The 437-nt window shown below is 53.1% G+C and carries 1 protein-coding gene; it reads left to right on the plus strand.

The genetic code is table 11. From position 1 onward, the window contains the following. Positions 1-437: hypothetical protein (locus ACTHUM_RS19915; protein ID WP_440403995.1), on the plus strand; the 437-nt coding region annotated here is incomplete at both ends.

Here is a 437-nt window from a genome sequence, read left to right on the forward strand (position 1 = left end):
AGCCAACTGTTTGCGACCAACCAAAACGTCGCGACCAACGCCGCCAATATCGCCAAAGGCATCAACTTCGGCGGTACCAGCGGCAGCAACAACTACGCATTGGGCGACACCATCAATGTCAAAGGCGACAGCAACATCATCAGCGAAACCGTAGCCGGTGGTGCACAGCTGAAACTGGCCAATGTATTGAATGTCGGTCAAGCAGCTCCGGTGAAAATCGATGGCGATAAAGGCGAAGTCAGCGGCTTGAGCAATACGACTTTGGGTGGTAGCGACTTTGCCCAAGGCAAACGTGCGGCGACTGAAGAGCAGCTGAATGCGGCCCAAGATCAGTTGGTGAATGTATTGGGTGGCAATGCGGCCAATAATGGCGGCAATATCAGCATGACCGATATTGGCGGTACTGGTGAGAACAACATCCACGATGCAATCAAAGC

The organism is Neisseria sp. P0021.S006 (genome assembly GCF_051956895.1).